At 57.5% G+C, this 21,722-nt stretch carries 21 protein-coding genes and 1 pseudogene; 7 read left to right on the top strand and 15 right to left on the bottom strand.

Going from position 1 to position 21,722, the window contains the following annotated elements; all coding sequences use genetic code 11:
* Positions 1-83 precede the first annotated feature (83 nt).
* Positions 84-782 (top strand): GntR family transcriptional regulator, encoded by a 699-nt coding sequence (locus HMPREF3142_RS03840; RefSeq protein WP_046620324.1) that lies wholly within the window; start codon positions 84-86, stop codon positions 780-782.
* Positions 783-787: 5 nt separating this feature from the next.
* On the opposite strand, the gene HMPREF3142_RS03835 is transcribed toward HMPREF3142_RS03840, so the two are convergent.
* The gene (locus HMPREF3142_RS03835) at positions 788-1,531 is read right to left on the bottom strand and encodes a sulfite exporter TauE/SafE family protein (protein WP_070611632.1); all 744 of its coding nucleotides are present in this window, start codon (positions 1,529-1,531) and stop codon (positions 788-790) included.
* Between the two features lie 111 nt (positions 1,532-1,642).
* Between HMPREF3142_RS03835 and HMPREF3142_RS03830 the strand changes: the two genes are divergently transcribed.
* Together HMPREF3142_RS03830 and HMPREF3142_RS03825 are read left to right on the top strand one after the other, a co-directional pair.
* Complete coding sequence (locus HMPREF3142_RS03830) at positions 1,643-2,527, top strand: LysR family transcriptional regulator (RefSeq protein WP_070611630.1); 885 nt, start codon at positions 1,643-1,645, stop codon at positions 2,525-2,527.
* A gap of 112 nt (positions 2,528-2,639) precedes the next feature.
* Positions 2,640-3,515: an NAD(P)-dependent oxidoreductase gene (locus HMPREF3142_RS03825; protein WP_008804897.1), complete on the top strand. Its 876-nt coding sequence runs from the start codon at positions 2,640-2,642 to the stop codon at positions 3,513-3,515.
* A 52-nt stretch (positions 3,516-3,567) separates the two neighbouring features.
* Here HMPREF3142_RS03825 and HMPREF3142_RS03820 read toward each other — a convergent pair whose 3' ends face one another.
* From HMPREF3142_RS03820 to HMPREF3142_RS03775, 10 genes are all read right to left on the bottom strand, one after another.
* Positions 3,568-5,037: an alpha/beta hydrolase gene (locus HMPREF3142_RS03820; protein ID WP_012968232.1), complete on the bottom strand. Its 1,470-nt coding sequence runs from the start codon at positions 5,035-5,037 to the stop codon at positions 3,568-3,570.
* A gap of 180 nt (positions 5,038-5,217) precedes the next feature.
* A complete protein-coding gene (locus HMPREF3142_RS03815; RefSeq protein ID WP_023340136.1) occupies positions 5,218-5,805 on the bottom strand; it encodes a histidine phosphatase family protein in 588 nt (195 codons plus the stop codon).
* Between the two features lie 6 nt (positions 5,806-5,811).
* On the bottom strand, positions 5,812-6,567 hold the full coding sequence (locus HMPREF3142_RS03810) for a CbtA family protein (RefSeq protein ID WP_016161021.1): 756 nt from the start codon (positions 6,565-6,567) through the stop codon (positions 5,812-5,814).
* Between the two features lie 10 nt (positions 6,568-6,577).
* On the bottom strand, positions 6,578-6,787 hold the full coding sequence (locus HMPREF3142_RS03805; protein ID WP_008804893.1) for a CbtB domain-containing protein: 210 nt from the start codon (positions 6,785-6,787) through the stop codon (positions 6,578-6,580).
* On the bottom strand, positions 6,784-7,251 hold the full coding sequence (locus HMPREF3142_RS03800; protein ID WP_023322614.1) for a nitrile hydratase accessory protein: 468 nt from the start codon (positions 7,249-7,251) through the stop codon (positions 6,784-6,786). The genes HMPREF3142_RS03805 and HMPREF3142_RS03800 overlap by 4 nt, the downstream gene beginning before the upstream one ends.
* Positions 7,248-7,901 (bottom strand): nitrile hydratase subunit beta, encoded by a 654-nt coding sequence (gene nthB, locus HMPREF3142_RS03795; protein ID WP_012541728.1) that lies wholly within the window; start codon positions 7,899-7,901, stop codon positions 7,248-7,250. The genes HMPREF3142_RS03800 and nthB overlap by 4 nt, the downstream gene beginning before the upstream one ends.
* Positions 7,902-7,916: 15 nt before the next feature.
* Positions 7,917-8,525: a nitrile hydratase subunit alpha gene (nthA, locus tag HMPREF3142_RS03790; RefSeq protein ID WP_008804890.1), complete on the bottom strand. Its 609-nt coding sequence runs from the start codon at positions 8,523-8,525 to the stop codon at positions 7,917-7,919.
* A gap of 24 nt (positions 8,526-8,549) precedes the next feature.
* Positions 8,550-10,064, bottom strand: coding sequence for an amidase (locus HMPREF3142_RS03785; protein WP_012541727.1), 1,515 nt, complete (start codon positions 10,062-10,064; stop codon positions 8,550-8,552).
* 136 nt (positions 10,065-10,200) lie between these two features.
* A complete protein-coding gene (locus HMPREF3142_RS03780) occupies positions 10,201-10,683 on the bottom strand; it encodes a group I truncated hemoglobin (RefSeq protein ID WP_008804888.1) in 483 nt (160 codons plus the stop codon).
* Positions 10,684-10,743: 60 nt separating this feature from the next.
* Positions 10,744-11,637 carry a transporter gene (locus HMPREF3142_RS03775; protein ID WP_070611628.1) on the bottom strand — a complete coding sequence of 298 codons (894 nt, stop codon included), beginning with the start codon at positions 11,635-11,637 and terminating at the stop codon, positions 10,744-10,746.
* A gap of 408 nt (positions 11,638-12,045) precedes the next feature.
* On the opposite strand from HMPREF3142_RS03775, the gene HMPREF3142_RS03770 reads away from it, so the two are divergent.
* A complete protein-coding gene (locus HMPREF3142_RS03770; protein WP_044643250.1) occupies positions 12,046-12,999 on the top strand; it encodes an AraC family transcriptional regulator in 954 nt (317 codons plus the stop codon).
* On the opposite strand, the gene HMPREF3142_RS03765 is transcribed toward HMPREF3142_RS03770, so the two are convergent.
* The 4 genes from HMPREF3142_RS03765 to HMPREF3142_RS03750 form a co-directional block, all read right to left on the bottom strand.
* On the bottom strand, positions 12,935-16,060 hold the full coding sequence (locus HMPREF3142_RS03765; RefSeq protein WP_070611626.1) for an efflux RND transporter permease subunit: 3,126 nt from the start codon (positions 16,058-16,060) through the stop codon (positions 12,935-12,937). The two genes, HMPREF3142_RS03770 and HMPREF3142_RS03765, sit on opposite strands and share 65 nt — an antisense overlap.
* Positions 16,057-17,205: an efflux RND transporter periplasmic adaptor subunit gene (locus HMPREF3142_RS03760; protein WP_070611624.1), complete on the bottom strand. Its 1,149-nt coding sequence runs from the start codon at positions 17,203-17,205 to the stop codon at positions 16,057-16,059. The genes HMPREF3142_RS03765 and HMPREF3142_RS03760 overlap by 4 nt, the downstream gene beginning before the upstream one ends.
* Positions 17,206-17,283: 78 nt before the next feature.
* Positions 17,284-18,480 (bottom strand): sensor histidine kinase, encoded by a 1,197-nt coding sequence (locus HMPREF3142_RS03755; protein WP_070611622.1) that lies wholly within the window; start codon positions 18,478-18,480, stop codon positions 17,284-17,286.
* On the bottom strand, positions 18,477-19,172 hold the full coding sequence (locus tag HMPREF3142_RS03750) for a response regulator (RefSeq protein WP_070611620.1): 696 nt from the start codon (positions 19,170-19,172) through the stop codon (positions 18,477-18,479). Before HMPREF3142_RS03750 ends, HMPREF3142_RS03755 begins: the two co-directional genes overlap by 4 nt.
* A 124-nt stretch (positions 19,173-19,296) precedes the next feature.
* On the opposite strand from HMPREF3142_RS03750, the gene HMPREF3142_RS03745 reads away from it, so the two are divergent.
* From HMPREF3142_RS03745 to HMPREF3142_RS03740, 3 genes and pseudogenes are all read left to right on the top strand, one after another.
* Positions 19,297-20,082 (top strand): MipA/OmpV family protein, encoded by a 786-nt coding sequence (locus HMPREF3142_RS03745; protein WP_012968225.1) that lies wholly within the window; start codon positions 19,297-19,299, stop codon positions 20,080-20,082.
* Positions 20,083-20,835: 753 nt separating this feature from the next.
* A pseudogene (locus HMPREF3142_RS29745) lies at positions 20,836-21,144 on the top strand (ISNCY family transposase); the annotation flags it as partial.
* 120 nt (positions 21,145-21,264) lie between these two features.
* Positions 21,265-21,720 (top strand): MarR family winged helix-turn-helix transcriptional regulator, encoded by a 456-nt coding sequence (locus HMPREF3142_RS03740; protein WP_008804876.1) that lies wholly within the window; start codon positions 21,265-21,267, stop codon positions 21,718-21,720.
* Positions 21,721-21,722: the final 2 nt, after the last annotated feature.

Raw genomic sequence — 21,722 nt, 5'->3', positions numbered from 1 at the left:
TGCAATGTAAAAATAATCTTTTATTTACATTAAGTTATCCGCCTATCTGTTTGACGAGCGCCACCTTAGCGAGACATCTAAAAGTGATTTATAAAAAGATTGCCACTGAACTGAAGACCCGCATCAACAGCGACGACTATGCCGTGGGCGATATGCTGCCCAGCGAAAAAGCGCTCGCTGCGGAGCTGCAGGTCTCGGTGATGACGCTGCGCAAAGCGCTGGCGCTACTGGAGGAGGAAAAGCTGATCGCGCGGCGGCACGGCAGCGGAACCTGCATTGTGCGTAAAAGTAACTATCACGGCGGAGAACTGGAGGGCTTTAACTACCAGATGCAGGTGGTAGGCGTCACCAACTACCGTAACAAAGTCATTGAATTCACGCTGCTTGATGCTCCTCCGGCCATCGCCCAGCAGTTAAAGATCCAGCCGGGGGAAAAAGTTTACTACGTCAGGCGGCTGCGGCTAATTGATGAGGTCCCGATCCTCGTGGAAAACAGCTATATTCCATTCGCCACCTTTCCCTGGCTCAGCGTGGGTAACCTCGAGCAGTCTAAATTCAACTATTTCAAAAAAGAGTGTCATATCACCATCATCGAGAGCCACCGCAGCTATACGCCGGTGCTGGCGACCCGCGAGCAGGCCGAGCTGCTGCAGGTAGCGCCAAACAGCCTCCTGCTGCGGGTGCAATCGGTGAGTTATGCGCAAAACCGGGCGATCGTCGATTTCTCAGAGATCTACCAGAACACCAGTAAGTACAACGTGAAGCACATTACTCGCCGCTAGCGGATTCAGGTCAGCCATCCCCTGGCGATCAGCTCCATTCCCAGCGCCAGCAGGAACAGCAGAAAGCCCTGACGAAAGCGTCGCGGGCTGAGACGCGAGCGGATCCACTGTCCCAGCCACATGCCGAGTATCGCGGGCAACAGCGCCAGCCCCGACAGCAGCAGCGAATCAGCATGCCAGCCATCGTGCAGGGAGAGGCCGGCCGCCATCGCCAGGGTGGAGAGGGTGAACGACAACCCCAGAGCCTGCACCAGTTCGTCTCGACGAAAGCCCAGCGTCTGCAGCCAGGGAACGGCCGGAATAACAAATACCCCGGTCGCCCCGGTGATAACGCCGGTCAGACCGCCCATGAGCGGCGACAGCCACTTCTCCACGCGGGCGGAAACCTGCAACGCCGGGCCACAGAGCGCATACCCGGCATAGGCTATCAACACGGTGCCAAGCGCCAGCGCTGAGCACCGAGGATTGAGGCTGATCAGCAGTGACGACCCCGCCAGCGTTCCCATAATAATCCCGGTCATCATAAGCCAGAGGCGGCGCACAATCTGCGCCAGCGCGGGGCCAGCCAGCAACTGCCAGAGATTGGTTAACAGCGAGGGAAGTACCAGCAGCGCCGCTGCGGCCTGCGGCGGCATCAGCAGACCAAGCAGGCCCATCGCCACGGTGGGTAATCCCATGCCGGTCACCCCTTTGACCAGTCCGGCGGCGATAAAGATCAGCAGTAAATAAAAGATGTGGAGATCGAACATCACGGCTCACTTTTCAGGATAGAAAGGGACATTGAAACCACTGGTCGCTAAAGCCACAATGCGGTATGTTGCCCTAAGACTACGGGAAAACCGAAGGGTGGGGAGGGTGTGATGCGGATGGATCTGGCCGATCTGCGACTGTTTATCGCCATCGTGGATAGCGGCAGTATTACCGGTGGGGCCGCCATGGCCCATCTCGCCCTGGCCTCCGCCAGCGAAAGAGTGCGCAAGCTGGAGGCAGAGGTCGGTGTTCCCCTGTTGCAGCGTCATGCTCGCGGCGTGACGCTGACTGAGGCCGGGGAGGTACTGGCGCGCCATGCACGCCCGCTTCTTGCGCAGCAGCAGCGTCTGCGCCAGGCGATGAGCGCCTTCGCCCGCGGTCAGCAGGGGACGCTGCGGCTGTTCGCCAACACCTCGGCGATGTCGGCTTTTCTGCCGGGCAAGCTCGCCGCCTGGATGGCAGCGCATCCGGCGGTGCAGATCGACACCGAAGAGCGCACCAGCGCGGATATCGTCAGCAGCATTCTGGCGGGTGTGGCGCAGGCTGGAGCGGTGTCCGATGCGGTCGACCCCGGGCCGCTGCATCTGGATCCTGTCGCCGATGATCCCCTGGTGCTGATTGTGCCGCCGACTCACCCTCTGGCCGGCGCGAATGAAGTGGCGTTTGCGGCGGTCATCAACGAGCCGCTGGTCGCCCTCTACCAGACCAGCGCACTGCAGCAGCATATTGAACAACATGCCGCCGGGCTCGGCCAGGGGCTAAACGTCCGGGTCCGGATGAGCCATTTTGAAGGGCTTTGCGAGATGGTGGCTCACGGCGCCGGCGGGGCGATCCTGCCCCGCGTCATTGCCGAACGCTACCAGCAGCGCTACCGGTTTGCCGTCATCGCGCTGCAGGATCGCTGGGCACAGCGCCGCCTGTGTCTGTGTTATCAGGATGATGCCCGGCTGACGCCAGCGATGCGCCGTTTGCTGGCGTGGCTCCGACAGCCGTGAGACCATGAGTGACGGTGTCACTTTTTATGGCGGTTATTGCTACTGACATCCGTGTCAGAGATGCGATAGTAGACGTCCGACATTTATTAACACGCGAATCAGGACAGACAAGATGAGTACATTACCAAAGGTCGCGGTGCTGGGACTCGGCGCCATGGGACATGCTTTTGCCAGCAATCTGCTGAAGAAAGGCTTTACCGTCGCAGGCTGGAACCGTTCGCCAGCACGCGGCGAAGATTTACAGGCGCAGGGATTATCCCTGCATACCACGCCGCAGCAGGCGGTCGCTGATGCCGAGGTGATCATCAGTATGCTCGCCGACGGTCAGGCTACCCTCGAGGTACTGGCGCAAATAGCGCCTGCCTGTCAGCCGCAGGCGATCTATTGTCAGATGGGCACCATTGGCCTGCCGGAGACGCAGGAGGCTATCGCCTTGCTGCGGGCGCTTCAGCCGGCGATGACCTTCGTCGATGCCCCGGTTTCAGGGACCAAAGCCCCGGCGGAGAAGGCGCAGATCCTGGTGCTCGCCAGCGGAGATCGTGAAAAGTGTGCCGCTGCCGAACAGGTGTTTGCGGCTATCTCCCGCGGGACGCAGTGGTTTGGCGAGGCCGGCAACAGCCAGAAAATGAAGCTGGTCCTCAATGCCTGGCTGATTTCGATGATGCAGGGCATCGCGGAAAGCGCCCAGCTGGCGAAGACGCTGGGCTTTACCCCCGACCAGCTCTGGAGCGCTCTGGAAGGCGGCCCGCTGGCCGCACCGTATGTCAAAGTGAAACTGGATGCCATCGCCAGCGAGCAATTCGCGCCGCAGATGCAACTGGCGCATGCGCTGAAAGATGCCCGGCTGGCGCTATCCCTGGCCGAGCCGCACACCATGCCGGGGCTGGATAACATTGCCGAACTGTGGCAGCAGGCGGCGGACGCGGGATATGCCGGCCAGGATTTGTCAGCGGTATATCAGTGGCTGTCGACGTCGGCGAAAGCGTAGTACCGCATCCTCAGGAAAAAGTGGCCGTGGTGGCCACTTATCCAGAGAAGAGTTATTTCCCGGAGAGAGCCGGGCGAGTGTCGATCCCTTCGTCAATGCGCTTGATCATATAGGGAAAGAACGGATTGGATGACTGACGCATCAGCGAGTCCAGACCCACAACCAGCACCGAACGCTCGCCGCGAGCAGCAAACGTGCCGAGGCTGATCCCATATTGATTCAGCGGATGGGGATAGCGCCCGTACAGCGAATCGCTTAACGGGAAGGGGAGCGCGACATGAGAAAGGGAGTATACGTCCGGCAGATAGCGCATTCCCTGCAGCTTTTCCACTGTGGTGTCTGTTTTCCCGGCAGGTGTTGTGCGGATTTCCATATCGGTACTGGCTGAATTCGCGTTAGTGATGATCGTGGTCTGATAAGCGCGTGGCGGCGCGGGCAGCAACCGTGCCAGCGCGGTGTAAGACGTCCGGCGTAATAATGAATTAAACCTGACGGCATGATTCAAATCGAAGAGGACAATTTCACTGCCATTTTCCGGCAAACGGTTATACAGCGCCGTCACGATCGCCCGCGTACTGACCGTTGAATCCACAACGGACTGAAAGGTCAATACCGGCGGTAAGCTGTTAAGTCTGTGATTTCTCGAGTCAGTCACTATCTGCTTTTGCAGCGCTTTGGTCAGCAGGAAGGACTGCCGGGCAGCGTTCGTCGGGAAGGAGTTATATTTGAACGGATTAAACTCGGGCATGATGTTTAACCATGCGGCTTTCGAGAAGGCGGGAAGAAACGCGGGCCAGCCAGCGAGGCCGGAAAAACGCGCGAAGCTGGTAATACCGATCATCGGAGAAATCAGGATCACCCGCTGGGGTTTTGCCAGTTCGGCATTATCCAGCGCGTCCAGCGAATATTTCATTGCCAGCGCGCCGCCGTTGGAAAATCCGACGATATGCAGGGGCACATCATTACCCGTCAGTCGTTTCGCTTCTCTCACCGCAAGGCGCGTGGCGGCAAGCCAGTCCTGCCAGTCCACATCGGTCAGCCCGGCGGGAACCGTCCCATGGCCCGGTAATCTGATACCGATGGCGACATACCCCTGTTGCCGGTAATTTTCAGCGATATGCCGCAGGCTGTAGGGGGTATCTGTCAGACCATGCAGCAACACCACGGCGCCTTTCGGTTTGCCATCCGGCATCATGATATATGACCGATTCCAGTTGGTTGGAAACGAGTCCGGATAGATGGGGCTGTGACTATAGTAACGATTCAGTTCGGTTTGCTGCTCAGCGTCCAGCTTATCGGTAACCTGGCGTTTTACCTCACTGAAGAGCGCATTCTCTTTGTTGATGTAATCGTTCCAGTCAGCATTGTCGATTTCATCCGCGTCCATCTCATGCGGAACCCAGGTATGCCAGAGCTGCAGCTCGGGTCCGCGCTGAATGTCATAAAGGCGTAGTCCCAGAGCGCCAACGATCAACAGCAGCAGGGACAACACGATACGTTTTAACCAGGTTACCCATTTCAACGCGTAGCTTCCTTTCTTAATGACATGTTTTCTGAGTATAAATAAACATGGTCAGGGAGATTTACTTTTTTACGCAGGACGGGGCGTGAAGCGCGCTGAGCGGTTCTATGGCATTGGGTTTAGCGATGCAAGACCAGTGGACGGATCCATCAATGGCCAAGCGCTTACTGGCTGACGGCTTCAGCGGGACAGCGTCGAACATTCGCCCTTTATGTCATCTCTTAATAAACAAAAATTCCAGCGCCGTCCGTCACTGCGCAACTCGGTGATGCTGAGCGGGTGGACGTCGATACGTGCAAATGAGTGAAGTGGGGCGCCGAGAACGTTGAGGATCATGGCACGGATAGTGGAGGCCGACGCAATTACACCGTGTCGGCCTGGAATATCGACGTGTTTTGCCAGCCAACGGCCGCAGCGCGCCAGCAACTGAGCACGTGACTCTCCGCCCGGCGGCGGATCGCCCTCCAGCCAGGCCAGGAAAGCGTCGGCGTCTTGCGTCATCACCTCACGTACTGGCCGACCGGCCCAGATGCCGTAGTCGGGTTCCGCCAGCTCCATCACCGGGGTACCCTGTAAAGAGAGCGCTGCGGCAGTTTGTCGGGCGGCGGTCTCCGGGGAGATCCAGACGCGGTGACAACGGGCGACACGGCTTTGTAACTGACGCGCCCGCTGCCATTCCCGCGCCTCCAGAGGGTCATCACAGGGGAAATGTGAACCTCGGGACGCTGCCGTTTCTCCCTGACAAATCAACGTTAGCGACGCTCTCATGATGTGTTAACCGCGGCGGAAGGCTGGGCGCTGCACACCTGTCGCCGGCGTGCGTTCGGCTAAGGCACCGAACGCCACACCGATGACGCTCCAGAGCACCAGGTGCGTGCCGAAGGAGCTGATACGGAAACGCCATAGCAGGTCCGCCGGGAAGTGTTCGGGCACTTCGTTCACTGTCGGCATCAGGGCACAAACCACGAGCATCAGCGCCACCGCGAACAGCGTTGCCCACATCATCGCATTCCCTCTACCGAGGCGCGGTATTAGCTGATGTGATAACCACGCGGCCGCGATGACGATGCCGATGGAAAGCAACATCATGACGAAGTACAGTTCGGTACGATAGCCGATGGTCTCCGGGTTACCGACCGCGGGCGGATTAGGTGGGTATTTCAGACCAGGCATCAGGCTCATGACCAGAAAGCCGACCAGCGCCAGGCCTAACGCTAACAGACGCGGGTTCGATGGTCCGAAGCGCTGATAGCTAAAGGCCCAACTCAGCGCCAGACCGCCGCCCAGCGCTGCGCCGAACAGCACCATGCCGGCCATTAGCCCGATCCCGGACTGGGTTTGACGGCTAAACACCTCTTCTTCACCGCCGTCAGCCGACGCGCTGTGTTGGTGTGAATGAGCGGCCAGACTTTCTTCAATCCCGATAGCGCGATCGACCTGCGGCTCGCCGAAATGGTGTGCAAAGGCAAATGCCACCAGTCCAGCCAGAATGCCCGCTATCATCCCTTTGAATAATAGTTTCCCAATCATGTCCGCCTCCTCAGTGGCAGGGAAAACCCAGCAGATGGCGTGCGTCGTGGAAGAATTCATGCACCTGGGTGCCGGAAAACATCGACGTCGCACCTTGTTCCGCACCGACGAAATAGATCGCTAACAGTGCCAGCAGGGTGGTAAACAGTGCCCAGGGCAACAGCGCCGCGACCGGTATCGGAGTGGCCGGGGTGTTGGTGGTAAGGGTAATATCGCTCATGATGTGACTCCGTTGTTAATTTGGCTGATGGAAGATTGTGCCGGGCTCACCGTGACCGGAACGCCGAGTGGAAGCGAGTGGTGGTTATGCGCCGGCGGACAGCTGGCATTGGCCAGGACGATCGGCTGACCATGCGGCGTGTTGATATACGCCAGTCGCCATTCCTGGGTCCGTCGGCCAATGTCATCCGGTGCGGTCAGGTGGAGGGCGGTGATCATGTTCTCCATTGCTGTCGCCCACTGGCGATAGTAGGCATCGTTCACACTTTCGCCGGGTTGCGCCGGAGCCGCCTTGATCGCTTCGCTGAACGTCCGTACCCATTCTGCCCACGGGAACAGCCCCGCCCGGTGCAGATGGACGATCAGGGAGAATGCTTTCGCCTGCCAGGGCTTATCAAAAACCGGCCCCTCCTCGTCGCGGGGTAACCCGACGGCGGCGTAATCATGCTGTGTCGCAATGCTCATGCTTCCTCCAGATAGTCGTCCCACAGATCGATGTACACGTTGTCCGGGCGCGGCGTGCCCCACAGTTCCAGCGCGGTGAAGCTGACGCTGTAGACGTGCTGAGGATGTTCGCCCAGACCGTGCGCCGCGGTGTCCGGCGTGATGAACACGCCATGATCGGTCTCAATACGGCCGATTTTCCCGCGCACGTAACGCGGCAGGCGGGTGTGGGTGGTTGGGTTGATGTTTTTTGCCCGAACCCGGTCTCCGGCCTTAAAGCGGGGAGCAATATCGTGACTGACGCGCGCGGAGGCGCCGGTACTGACAACCATCGCCACGATGTCCTGCGTCAGCACCGGCGTGCCCGGAGCGCAGGGGGCAGGGGTCGAGCCACCCCAGAGTTCATCGGCGGTGATCACCCCTTTTTCCAGCAGCAGCGTTTCAAATGCGTGCAACCAGTGCTCGTAGTAGCTCGCCTCCAGGTAGTGGGCTGGATCCATGCGTTCAATGGCGTGGCGGAATTCATCCACATTGAAATGTCCGCCGACGAACAGCGAGGCGAACAGCGGAAATACCCGGCGCTCCCATTCATGATGGAAATACGGCTCATTTTCCTCGTTGAGGATCGGCCCGAGGCCGTGCATACCGCCCAGATCATGTATCCCGTTCATGGTTTTCTCCTCTTATTATGGCGCGGCGACCAGGCCGGTGCCGATCATGGAATCGCGGGTGACCAGTTCGATCAGCTGCGCTTCGCTCCAGCCGTCGGTACCCGCCGGACGTTCTGGCAGGACCAGATAGCGCAGTTCCGCGCTGCTGTCCCAGACGCGCACCTCTTTACTTTCTGGAATGTTTACCCCGAATTCGGCCAGAACGCCGCGCGGGTCGATAACGATACGCGAACGATAGGGGGCCGATTTGTACCACACCGGTGGCAGACCCAGCACCGGCCAGGGGTAGCAGGAACATAATGTACAGACGGTCACGTTGTGCACGTCCGGCGTGTTCTCCACTACCTGCATGTCTTCACCCTGCACGCCGGAGAAACCCAACTCGGCGATGGCGGCTGTGGCGTCCGCCAGCAGCCGACGTTTATACTCCGGATCACTCCACGCTTTAGCGACCACCTGCGCGCCGTTACGGGGGCCGACCTTGTGCTCATAAGTGTCAATCAGTTCATCCAGTGCCGCCGGGTCAATCAGTCCTTTCTCCTGTAGCAGGGATTCCAGCGCCCGGACGCGTAGCTCGATGTCCGCCGGCGGTTCAGTATGGTCGTGGTCGTGTTGATGGCTCATTTTATGGTTCCCGATGGTTAAGGGTTAAAACATCCGCCAGTCGCCGGAAGCTTCAAATGCGGCGGCGGCCTGATAAAGGGTGCTTTCGGCGAAGTGGCGTCCTACCAACATCATTCCTACCGGTAAGCCGTCGACCAGCCCACAAGGGAGAGTCATTGCCGGATGGCCGGTAATATCCTGCGGCGCGGTATTGCCGATCATTTCAAATGCGCGGGAGATGTATTCGGTAATGGAGCAGTCAGGTTCCGGTAATGGCTGAGCGACAAGCGGTACAGTGGGCATCACCAGCAGGTCGAAGTCCGCCAGCGCCCGGTCATAGCCCGCACGCGCGCGACGCGCGATATTCTGCGCCTTGGCATAGTAGCGGCCATGGTAGCGTTCCAGCCCGTACTGGCCGACGAACATGCATATCTTCAGCGATGGGGAAAGCGCATCGGCGTTGTCACGCCACTGGGCGTGCTTGTCCAGCAGCGCTACGTCATATTGTCCTTTCCAGTTAAAGCCCATGCCGTTGCCATGCATCATCTGCGCGGTCAGCCCCTCGCAGCCGATAGGGGACCAGAGCGCCCCCGCCAGGCTATGCTCCGGTACCGAAATCTCGCCGACCGTCGCGCCCAATTCCTGCAGACGGGCGACGGCAGCGCGAACTTTCTCCGCGACTCGCGCATCCAGGTTCGGCAACTGAAAACCTTCGGCCATAATGCCGATCTTTAAGCCACGGACTCCCTTACCGAGCGCCTCGGTATAGGCTTCCACTTTGGGAGCATACTGACGTGGGTCCAATCCGTCCGCGCCGGCAATGACCTCAAGGACTAAGGCATTGTCTTTTACGCTGCGGGTCATCGGCCCGGTATGGTCGAAAGTGGCTTCGATCGGCATGATGCCGGTATAAGGCACCAGACCGTGGGTCGGTTTCAGGCCATAGAGGCCACACCATGCGGCGGGAATACGCGCCGAGCCCCCTTGATCACCCCCCATGGCCAAATCGACTTCCCCGGAAGCGACCAAAGCGGCGCTGCCAGAAGATGAGCCACCGGCCGAGTAGCCGCGGCGCAACGGGTTATGTACGGGCGCCGGATCGGAGGTATGGCTGCCTCCCGACAAGCAGAAGTGCTCGCAGGTGGCTTTGCCGAGAATAGTCGCGCCGGCATCCAGCAGTCGGGTGGCAACGGTGGCGTCGTAGAGGGGGACGAAGCCTTCCAGCGTCGAGGCGCCGTTCATCATTGGTACGCCAGCCAGCGCGATGTTGTCCTTGAGCACCACGGTGCGGCCGGCCAGTTTACCGGTTGCTGCACCTGTCACCTCGGTCTTGTAATACCAGGCATTAAGCGGATTTTCGTCGCCTTCAGGACGATAGCCGGCGGCGCGTGGGTAGTGCACCGCGGGGATCTCGTCGGGCAGGGCGTCGATGAGATCATAGGCGTCGAAATTGGCCTGCATCAGCGCCAGATATTCTTCGGCTTGTGCAGGCGTCAATCGTATGTTTAGCCGACTGGCGAGCGCTTGCAGCTGTTCAATGGTAGGACGTTCAATAGCCATGGAGTTCCCTTTATATGGTGTTTGCCAATGCAACCTGCCTTCAACATAAGCCCGAAATGTCATCACTACATGGTTGTGCAGGTCAGTCATTTGGCTGAGACGGACACCCGCCTGTTGCGCGGATGTCCTTCCTCGGTTAAGACGGTTTATCTGTTTTCGGCCAGTGAATGCCGACGCTTTTCATCCCTTTGGTGACGTCCATGTCAGGGTGCGCGAGTACCACATCCCGGTATGAAGGGCTGCCGATGACGGCGGGTTTGAACTGGGTCAGGAATGCGGTAACCTCTTCACGGATATCCTGCGGAACGTTGAAGTTCTCGTAGCATTCATCAATAGCCTCGAATACGGCTTTCCAGTGCACTTCGGTCAGCCCCATTCCGCGGTGCGCGGTCACCATATCTCGTCCCCGGTAGACCGTGTTGCCGCCCCAGTGCTTGCACAGAAAATCGACAAAGTTGATATGCTCTTTCTGGAACGACGATTCGGATACGTGCGCCCAGATATGGCCGATATCGGGATGTTTCATACAGGTCTTCAACACTTCTCCTGCGAAAGCGTAAACGGCGTCATAACCACCGAGACGTTCATAAAGTGTGGGTTTTTGCTGCTGATCGGTCATGATGGATTTCTCCGTTGCGGGTGAGTAGTGAGTCTGGGGATGTCTCTGTGCCGATTCGCATCAGAACAGTTTCATCACGCGCAGGGTGGTATGTAGATCTTCCTTAAAACCGCCATCGACGTTGAGGTCGCGCTGGAGCAGACCCTGTACCTGCACCGTGGGGGTGACGAATTTCGATAATTCCAGCCTGACCTGATCGACGCGCGTCGCCTGTCCGTTCTCGATACCGTCAAGCTGCTGTTTGCCGCCCCAGTATTGGGAATAACCGGCGGCCAGGGTCCAGCTCTTATCGGCGGGCGGCGTCCAGGTCACCCAGCCCTGAAACTGATAGGTGTTGTCCTGCTTGAGTCGACCGGTGCCGATGCCCGAGGCGTCGTCGTTGACGCCATACCACATCACGTCCGTGGAAAGTTGGGTGGCGAAACCGTTACCCAGCTGCTGCACGCCGCCGAGCTGAAGGTCGAACTTCCAGCGATTTTCACCGACGTTTAGCGTGCGTCCGGCGTCGTAGGAGCCCGCGGGGAGGTACAGGTAAGGCACAATGGCAAAGGTTGTGCTGGGGTTGTTGACCAGCCAGACCGGCGCGGCAAGGATGGGATCGCCCAGGCCGCTGGCTGAATCAAGTCGAACGCCGTTTAGTGAGCCATTGTAAAGGCGTCCGTAAGGCAGCAGCACTTGCGGCGCAACCGTAAAGCCACCGACGTCCATGTAGTGAACGTAACGAAAGATGCTGACGAAGGAGTCGAGCCCGGTCTCTTGCTTAAGTTCACCGCCCCCGGTGGAGGTGAAGCTATCTCTCGTCGCGTAGGTGAAATATCCCAGAACGGCATCGGTGCCGGCGGGGGCGGGAATGAGGTCCTGCGAATTGAGATCGACCGCATGGGCCGGGCCGGTTGCCAGCCACAGTGTGCAGGCGGCCAGGCTGGTGCGAAACGTAGCGTTACTGAAAGTCATGACGTTCCCCCTCTTGTCTGATGTCGTGTTATGTCCGGAGCACGGTGTGGCCGGAAGACCTTACGCTTACTGATACTAGGGAGAAATTTGCGGCGTACTTGCTTCAGCAGGACAGTCGTTTGGCTGGAAGGGACATTCGGTTGCGGGCCTGCCCCTCGTCGTGTGATGGTCCGCCATAGTGCAGACGCCGCACGTTTAGGGTGCGGTTCCACGTTTTGTCGTTCCGCTATTCGACGCCCTATATGCCAGCAGAAAAGGGGGGGCGCGGATTTTCAGTGATAGTTCCCGGTAACTTAGCGCCGATCGGCGTAACTGAAAGAGGGTGTATTAGCTCGTTGGCATGATAGTTGCTGTCTGCGGAAACGTTTCTGTCGTTTTGGCGGAATACCCGGCGCGAGGTGAATGATGATGAATAGCATGCAGTCTGCGGGCAGTCTCCACTATTCAACCGTTGGCGTTACCGAGTCGCGCCGCTTCGAGTACTGGAACGACGTAGTGTTACGCCACTGTATTCCAGCCGCCAGCGCCCCTCTGGCTGGGGTCGACTTTGATGCGCGGCTGACGGTACGTGGAGTGGGTCTGGTGGATATGTGTTCACTGTCCGCGCCGCTACACCGCTGGGATCGCACGGCACGTTATTTGCGCCAGGGCCCCGACGACGATCTGTGGTTGGGGTATATGCAGGATGGATACGGTCAGCTTGAACAGGGGGGACGCAAGGCGACGCTGGCAGCGGACAGTCTGGTGCTCTACGATGCCGCCCAGACATTCCGCTTCAGTCTTGGCGGGCGCGATAATCATCTGGTGCGGATCCCCCGCCATTTGCTGAGCTGTCATTTACCTGGGGTCGAACACCTCACCGCGATGGTGCTCGACGACCGCCGCCCGGGCGTGATCCCATTGCGCGAAATGCTGCGTCAGGCGGCAGCGATGCCCGCCTGTCTGGACACAGCGGATATCTCCGGCCGCTTCTCCCAGACGTTGCTGGATCTACTGGTACTGAGCCTGGAGTTACAGGACCTGAACAACGTTGGTGTTGAGCGCGATCTGTATTCCCGGATGATGAACTACATCCGGCGGCAACTTGTCGATCCCGATTTGAACATCGAAAGCCTGGCACGGGCGCACCACGTATCCGTTCGCACCGTCACGCGTGCTTTCGCCCGCCATAAAAAAACGCCGATGGCAGTGATTTGGCAGGAGAGGCTGCAGGCGAGCCGAGAGGCTATCGAACGCGGACGAGTCAGTAGCGTGTCCCAGGCGGCGCTGGATTTCGGCTTCTCTGATTTCTCTCATTTCAGCCATGCCTTCCGCAAAGCCTTCGGCATTTCTCCTCGCTCTCTGCTGCCGAAGAAGCAGTAAACTCGCCTGAGGACGTCATTCTCAGGTGTAACAACAGGCTAAACGATGCCGGTAAAACGGTCAGTGTAACCAGCGTGGCAACCAGTAGTCCCCCGATAATCGCATAGGCCATCGGTCCCCAGAATACCTGATGAGAGATGGGGATCATTCCCAGAATGGCGGCACAGGCAGTCAGGCAGATGGGGCGCGCACGATGCTCTGCGGCCGCAATAATAGCGGCATCGCTTGCCATTCCCTGAGCAAGATTGCTGTCAACCTCGCTAATCAGTATGACGGCGTTACGAATGATCATGCCAGCGAGCGCAATCACGCCAAGAAGAGCGACAAATCCCATTGGTGTTCCGCCAGGCAACATAGCCAGCACGATACCCGGTAAACCAAACGGGGCCATCAGTATAGCCAACGCCATACGGGAATAGTTGCGCAACTGGAGCATCAACAGCAAGAGCATGATGACCAGTGTCACCGGCAGAATCGCATAGACCGAACTATTACCTTTTTCAGACTCAGCAACCGCGCCCCCTTCTTCAATGCTGTAGCCTTCAGGCAGTTCCGCGCGCAACCTGTCTACCGCAGGTCGCAACGCTGCGGATACTGCTTCGGCGCGAAGTCCCGGGGCGAGGTCAGTTTGCACGGTGATGAAAGGCAAACGCTGTCGACGCCAGATAACCGGATCATCCACGCCCCAGACTGGCGTGGCAAAGGCGCTGAGGGGGATTTGTTTACCGTCATTCCCCTGAATAGTCAGCGAAGAGAAGGTGGCAAGGTTAAGACGCTCATTGTCCCTGGCCCGGAGCACCACATCGACAAGGCGGTCATTATCGCGAACCGACGTGACTATACTGCCGGACCAGACGGTATTGAGCATCCGGGCCAGACTTTCTGACGACACGCCCGCAGCCCGGGCTGCGGTCTGATTGACCTTGAGGGTAATGACTCTCTCCGGTTCGCCTGCCGTCTGATTAACCTCGCGAGAGGAGGGGGACCGGCCAATGACATCGCTCAGGCGGTTCGCGATCGACCTGACCTTCAGATAATCTGGCCCACTCACCCGGTATTTGACTGGCCAGCCGACGGGAGGCCCAAGTTCCAGGGGCGATACGCGCGTGATGATGTCGCTAAAGCGCGTAGCCAGTATCCTGTTTAACTGCCGATGAAGACGATCCCGCGCTTTAAGATCTTTAGCCACCACCACTATCTGGGCGATATTTTCATTTGCCAGAAGCACATCCATAGGCAGGTAAAAACGGATCGCTCCCGACCCAACGTATGTCGAAAAGCGCTCAACGTTGCGGTTGCTTGCCAGGGCCTTCTCCAGCTTTTCAGCCGTATTTTGCGTTTCCGACTGCGAGGCATTTGCCGGTAGCGTCAGGCTTACCAGCAATTCTGGCCTGTCGGAGGCGGGGAAAAACTCCCCCTGCATAAAGGTTGTTCCGTAAACGGACAGACCAAGCGCAATGAGAGCAAGACACACGGTGGCGAAGCGGTGACGCAACGCCTTTCGCAGTAGCCACTGGTATCCGCGGGCCATCCGTCCAGGACCTTTCGCCTTCTGTCTGATGTTGTCAGATAACAGCCACGTCCCGGTTAACGGTGAAAACAGGATCGCGACAACCCATGAGCACAGCAGGGCGATGAGCACCACGGCAAACAGGGAAAAGCAATATTCACCGGCGCTGGACGCAGCAAATCCCACGGGAATAAACCCGGCAATCATCACAAGGGTGCCCGTCAGCATCGGAAATGCGGTCGTTTTAAAAGCCCGGGTCGCCGCCTGCCGGCGGGAATCCCCGGCTTCCAGACCAGAGACCATGGTTTCCACGGTGATCATGGCGTCATCGACCAGCAGACCCAGCGCGATAATCAATGCGCCGAGAGAAATACGCTGCAGACCTATTCCTGCCAGCATCATTCCCGTAAAGGTCATGGCCAGAACCAGTGGGATGGCCGCAGCCACTACCAGTCCGGCTCGTAAACCCAGAGAGACAAACGAAACGGCCAGGACGATCGCCACGGCTTCGATAAGCACCCGGATAAACCCGCTTACGGCGTCGCTGACCACCGCTGATTGATCGGCAACCTTGACCATCTCAATACCGTGCGGCAGCGTGACGCTGATGGCCTGCATTTTTGCATTCAGCGCGGCGCCGAAACGCAGCATATTACCGGTCGGCGCCATCGAGATAGCCAGCCCGATGGCGGGTTTGCCGTTGACCCGGTAAACCGGCTGGGGAGGCTCGGCGTTTTCCCGACTAACGGTGGCAATATCCGTCAGAGGAAGGTAACGATCGTTAATATGCAGCGTGACGGCACGTAAGCTCGCTTCAGAAGTCAGTTCCCCGCTGACCTTTATCGCCATATTTTCCTGTCCGGTGCGGATCATACCTGCCGGGACAACCGCATTTTGTGCTCTGAGGGCATCCGCTACCTGCTGGATGTTCAACCCCATACCTGCCAGACGCGCTGGAGAAAAAGAGAGAACTATCTGTTCCTGCTGCTCACCCAGCAGGCTGGTTTTTCCGATATCCGGTAACGACATGAGTTCCCGGCGGATTGTCTCAACACGGTCCCGGACCTCCCGCAGGGTATAGCCCTCAGGTATAAAGCCATAGATCGTACCGTACGTGTCATCAAACTCGTCGTCGACGGCGGGGCCCTGAACGCCTTCTGGCAAAGAGGGGGCAATATCCTGCATTTTCTTACGTACCTGATACCAGATATCCGGCACCTTTTGCGGCGGGGTATCGTCACGAAGATTGACATGAATAACGGAGCTCCCGGCGCGGGTCTCACTTTCGAGATAATCAAGCCAGGGGGTTTCCTGCAGCTTTTTTTCCAGCGTATCGGTCAGCAGTCGGGTGGTATCCGTTACGGATGCCCCGGGCCATTGCGCAGAAACAACGGCCGTTTTAATCGTAAACGCCGGATCTTCGTTACGTGGCAGGTTCTCATAACAGAACGCGCCCATAGCAATGATCAGCAGCATGAAGAAACTGACCATCTGCTGATGATTTAGCGCCCAGGAGGACAGGTTAAATTTCTCATTCAATACGGGTTTCATGATTCGCACTCCCCGGCAATCACCGGCTCGCCGGAGCGTAATTTACTCACGCCGGCGGTAATCACCCGGTCGCCTGGTTCAAGGCCGCCGGAGATAATGACCGAGGTGGCGGTATAGTATGCTGGTACCACCACGCGAAGCTGCGCCTGCGACTGTGGGTTAATCACATAAACCGCCGGTTTGTCGTCGACGCGGCTCAGCGCTGAAGCGGGAAGGGCGTATCCATGCGGACCCGTTGCGGGTAACGTGACGGTGACGCTGGCGCCCAGCGCCATTGCCAGCGCTGGGTTTTGCAGGGTCGCCCTGACGCGCCATGTGCGGGTCTGAGGATCGGCCTGCGGGCTAATATCTCTTACCGCGGCGGACGCTTGCACCGACGGGTCGCTGAGGAGGGAAACTCGCAAGCCAGCCTGTTCCTGTGGCGGGATCGCCTCGGGTTTAGCGATATCAAACACCACATCGCGGGCTTCACCGGTCGCCAGCGTCAATACCGACTGACCACCATTGACCACCTGACCCGCAGAGGCGCTTACTTCGGTGATCACGCCGCTTTGCGGCGCAATCAGACGCGTCCAGCCAAGGCTTTCCCGGGCATTACGCAACGCGGACTCGCTGTTTTTTAAACGCGCGCGGGCGACAAGCCAGTCTGCGCGGGCGGTATCGAGCTGCGTGCGGGCAATCGCGCCTGTTGGCATAAGCTTTTGCATTCGGTTGACGTTAAGTGCAGCAACCTGAGCAGAGGCTTTGGCTCCTTCATAATCAGCCTGTGCGCCATCGAGCTGATTCTGACTGGTTGTATTTTCAAGCGTGGCCAGCAGTTGCCCTGCATTGACCCGATCGCCAATATCGACGCTACGCTTCACTATCCGGCCGCCGGTACGAAAGCTCAGAATCGTTTCATCGTGCGCATGGATCTCTCCGGTTCTTTCCAGCGCGGGAAGGGTTTGCGCTGAGCCAACAACAACGTAGCGCACCGTTCGCACAGGATCAGTCGTATTACCCTGGTTGTCCCCGCATCCGGGCAGCAGAAAGATCATTACCGAAAGAATGGTCAGGGGGAGAAAGTGCAGCCAGGAAAGGGTGCGCGCCACGTCGTACAAATGGTGCAGACTGTGGCGGAGGGAGAGTAAAAATTCATCTGACATAACGCCGCTCCATAAAGGTGATGGCGTTATTAAATGCGCGCTTAGTCGAGAAAGATTCGACGTTTCGTCAAGGTATTATCAAGAGCGGCTATTTTCCATCTCAGACGACGTCCAGGGTAACAAAAGGGTGACTGCGAGTCCGCCGGTTTCAGGTAACGACGCGCTGATACTGCCACCATGGGCCTGACAAATCGCGCGAGCAATCGACAAACCGAGACCGCTGCCGCCGGAGTGGCGGGCACGCGACTGCTCCTCCCGGCTAAAACGGTTGAACATTTCCGGCAGGAACTGGGAGGATACCCCCGGGCCGTCATCGCGAAATTCGAGGCAATATTGCCCGCTGGCGTAGTGCAGCGTGACATCAAGATAGCCGCCATCACGCCCGTAACGGAGGGCATTTTCCATAAGAATGGTGAAAACCTGGCCCATACGGAACGTATCGCCTTTGAAGGGACACGCCTGAGAATGATGAAGACTGATTGTAAAACGATGTGCATCAGCCTGGGGCATGATCCATGTCGCCCGTTCTTTAAGCAGCTCATCCAGACGAAAGGGTTCGTTTTCCAGCACCAAATTCCCGGCATCAGACAGCGAGAGCAGATGAAGTTCATCGGTCAGGCGATTCAGGTGCTGAAGCTGTTTCATTACCATGGCCAGTTGTTCCGGGCTGGCATCAAACACGCCATCCAGCATGCCTTGCAAACGTCCGATAGCGGCAGTCAGGGGGGAGCGAAGTTCATGCGCCATGGCCACATGAGAGGTACGTAACTCTTTTTCATAGCGGGCCAGTTTTCCCGTCATGGTGTTAAAGTCACTGGCAAAGCTGACCATTTCAGCCGGCGCATTCCTGATGAGCTCAGCCTGGCGGCCAAATTGCCCTTCGGCGACGTCCTTTGCCGCATCACGCAGTCGGCTGAATTGCAGCGCCAGTGGCCTGGCATATCGCAATCCCATCACCACAATAAAAGGGATCATGACCAGGACCAGTAACGCCACGGTGACCCAGTCCGCCGAGGCGATGGATGGGGTTGAATAACTCAACCCCCACCAGGTATCGACGATTTGATGGAAGCGCGCCGGGTTCGCCTGCGGGTTCTGGCTGAGCGCGAGAAACTCTTGTCGGACCGATGCCGGCATTCTGCCTATGTTCCAGTAATTCTGCACCGCATAACGTAGCCACATACAGGTCGCAATGACAATTACGCTTCCGATGGCCAGCGCTAATATACGTGCGCAAATCCAGCGCCACAGGGAGGAGTAGCGGGTTTTTGTCATGGTTGTCTGAACCTGTAGCCTACGCCGCGAACGTTAACCAGCACGCCGGAAATACCCGCCGCCTCGAGTTTTTTACGCAGGTTATAAATATGGGTATCCACCACGCGCTCCAGGGCTTCACTTTCCGGCAAACAGTGCTCAAGTAAATGCTGGCGGGAAAAAGGACGTGAAGGAGAGCGCATAAGCGTGGTCAGTAGTGAAAATTCGGTTGGGGTCAGATCCAACGTACGCGGTGTGGTGTCCCCGTCGACAATGCTCGCCACGATGGCCGTAACATTCACTTCAAGCGATTGCCAGCGAAGGATCTCTTCCTTTGTTTCTGTTTGATTGCTGCGGCGCAGTACCGCCTGCACCCGAGCCACAACTTCTCCCGGATGGTAAGGCTTAACAACATAATCATCAGCGCCATAGCGCAAGGCGCCAATACGATCGGGAGTATCTCCCATGGCGGTCACCATGATCACCGGAACATCATTTTTACGGCGCAGGCCAGCCAGGACTTCGGTGCCGTTAAGCCCCGGAAGCATCACATCCAGCAGGATCAGATCGGGTTTCCACCGGTGCGCCATATCCAGCCCGGAAAGACCGTCTCCGGTAATGACGACAACGTAATTTTCACGGCGTAAATAGGCTTCGAGCACGCCAGCCGCATCGGCGTCATCTTCAATAATCAGCACTCTTCTGGACAACATCCATTCACCTTGACCGTTTCTTAACACTATCCCGACGATTCATTGATTTTGCCAAATCATACTGCGCCAACATTTTGTGGCGGCTCCTGCCTCAGGAGAAGCCGGCGTCTGTGAGGAGAACAGTATGATAGCGATAAAAAAAGCCCTGTATATGACCGTACCGCTTTTGACGGCCATGACATCCTGCGTACAAGCAAATGATGACACTTCCTCCGGCACCTTCACCATTGGGCTGGGAGGCCACTACACTCCGCGATATTCAGGTTCAGACAAGCAGGTATGGCAGGTGGTTCCTGTACTTCAGGGGCGTAACGGCGCATTTTTTATTGATACGCAGAAAGGGGTGGGATATGACCTGCAGAACGCCAGCGGCTGGTACTTCGAACATACGCTGGGATACGATCTGGGAAGGGCGGATAAAAACGCCAGCTGGCGGGCAGGGGCAAATAATCTGAAAGGGATGGGAGACATTGACGCCTCCCTGAACACGGCCCTTGCCGTCGGCTGGCAGGCGCTTTCGTGGCTCAGTGTTGAAGGTAAAGCGACGCTGCCTTTAACGGACAGCCAGGGGGTAAGCTACCAGGCATCCTTGACGTTGCTCCCTGTACAAACTGACCATGACACGGTCGCCTTTCAGACGGCGGCCCTGTTTGGCGACAACCGTTACCTGAATACCTGGTATGGGGTGGATCCGCAGCAGAGCCAGCGCTCAGGTTATAGCCGCTATTCAGCACCGGGGGGATTTTATGGCATAGACAACAGTCTGACCTGGAGTCACCAGTTTGATGCCCACTGGGGTACGCTCCTGAGCGCTGACTATACCTGGCTTGGGGAGCATGCAAATGAGAGCCCGATCGTGTTACGACGTAACGAGGCGGCACTGACAGCAGCTGTCATCTGGACATTTTAGGGCGGAGAAAGCGCGGCGTGCGGTTTGCCGGGTTAGCATTGAGTGAGTCGGCATTGTTTGGCAGATACGGAACCAGAAACGAGACATGATGTTAACGGCGCCGGAAGACCTGGTGCGGTCCTCGTGTCACCGGCGTGCGTTCGGCTAAAGAACCCAACGACGGTCGAGAGCGCCACATGCGTGCTGGAGGAGTTTATGCCAAAACGCCATAGCTGGTCCGCCGGGAGGTTTTCGTATACGTCGTTCACGGTCGGCATCAGAGTCCCCTGAGTGAGAGCGGCACGTGATGGAAGGGGCCATATCCAAACGTGTCAGCAGCCGCTGAATGACAAGATGGTGTTTATGGATTTCATGGGGAAGAGTTGGCGCTATGGGGGGATTACGCGCCCTGATATCATATTTAACATAATATACATTATGCGCACTCATATTATGGTGGCTAAGTTGTAAGGTCTGCTCCTGGATAAGTTACTCGTAGATTCAGCATCGATAGATTCTGATGACGGCTCATGCGGCGGAGTTTTTTGCTTTGGATAAAGTTAACCGACTCAAAGTTATTAGGACGTTATCGTTCGGCGTCTGACTACACTTGATGGCCACACAGCGCCTGAGCATATCTGACAGCCTGTGCCGATGCCTTCTGTCGCGTTACCGTGAATCTGGCCCGCTGGGTATGGCTAGCCGTCGTCGTTGAAAACCCAGCAATAACCAACGACCTGATGGTCTTGCCCGGTACGTACTCAATATTATCCGCTTGAGATATCTGACAGACACTGCCGACGGTTGTTGGAGCGCTATCGTGAACATGGGCCGCTTTCACTTGTTAACCGTCGTCGTGGCCAGCCTGGCAACCGGCAACTCATGCCGGGCCTCGCTGAACGAGCACTGCGTACTATCCGCGAACATTACGCTGATTTTGGTCCGACAGTACGCCAGCTGATGACACCGACTGGTTTAGGGAACCCTGGCAAATTACGGCCGCGCGTACATCAATCTCGCCTGCGTCGGGCCTGTACCACAGAGCGCATCCAAATTGATGTCTGCGGGCATCACGGGTTCGAGTGATCGTAATACGCTTATCGCCCTCCTCCATTTGTCAATATGTGTGCTTTCTGTTGACCTAATTTGACAATTGGTGACCAGGCAGTAATTATCATGTTAATTACTGACCAGGCAGCTATCATGAATACCCCAATCGACTCTTCCCATAAAAACCTGCATCTGGGTTTGCTGTTCCATCTGGCAAACCAGTTTAAGGACCTGCTTATCGGCCATTACTTTGCCGACAGCGGCATTACCGCACCGCAATTTAAGGTATTGATTAATATATTTAAAGGTAACACCAGCCCGGCAGAAATCTGCAAGAGCCTGCAGATGGATACCGGGGCAATGAGCCGTATGGTTGCACGTATGGTGAAGAACGACCTGGTCGAGCGCCGCCCGAATCCGCACGACAAGCGCCAGGTGATCCTGGCCCTGACGGCAAAAGGTCAGACGCTGTGCAATACGTTTCAGAATGAAGCACTGAATACCATCCTCGCGGACTTAACGGCGCGTCTGACGCCCGAAGAATCCCGGCAGCTCGCAGATATTCTTATCAAAATGCTGCCCGATGAATTCACGGCCCCCCATCGCTAATT

It is taken from the genome of Klebsiella sp. HMSC16C06, from assembly GCF_001808325.1.
Taxonomy (GTDB): domain Bacteria; phylum Pseudomonadota; class Gammaproteobacteria; order Enterobacterales; family Enterobacteriaceae; genus Klebsiella; species Klebsiella variicola.
Note: the sequence above shows the minus strand (reverse complement) of the source record. Positions and strands in the feature narration are given on the sequence as shown.